The sequence below is a fragment of the Marinicauda pacifica genome (assembly GCF_004793635.1).
Lineage (GTDB): Bacteria > Pseudomonadota > Alphaproteobacteria > Caulobacterales > Maricaulaceae > Marinicauda > Marinicauda pacifica.
The window spans coordinates 1-302 of sequence record NZ_SRXV01000115.1 but is presented as its reverse complement, the minus strand read 5'-3'; the positions used below and the strand labels follow the sequence as shown (position 1 = coordinate 302).

Here is a 302-nt window from a genome sequence, read left to right as displayed (position 1 = left end):
TGACCGGCACTCACCCCATCGGAGCTACGGCATGACCCGTCTTGCGCGCGTCCAGAACCAGGCTTCGGGCCTGCTTCTTCTGATCCTGGCCATCGGAACAGGGATATTCGCCGGTATTTGCCTGTTTGTAGCGCCCGACAAGGTAATCGCGGGCACGGCCATGCTCGCGGCGCTGTCGGGTGTGGCTTTCATGTCCTGGCGCAACGCGCCCGCCAGCAGCGTGTCGCGTGCCACCATCGTGATCGCGATGATGGGGCTGCCCGCCGTGCTGACCTTCATGATGAGCGGCCGCGCCTGGCAGC

The 302-nt window shown here is 65.2% G+C and carries 1 protein-coding gene; it reads left to right on the top strand.

From position 1 onward, the window contains the following. Positions 1-31: 31 nt before the first annotated feature. The coding region (locus E5162_RS14625; protein WP_135945978.1) for a hypothetical protein at positions 32-302 on the top strand (271 nt) is incomplete at its 3' end.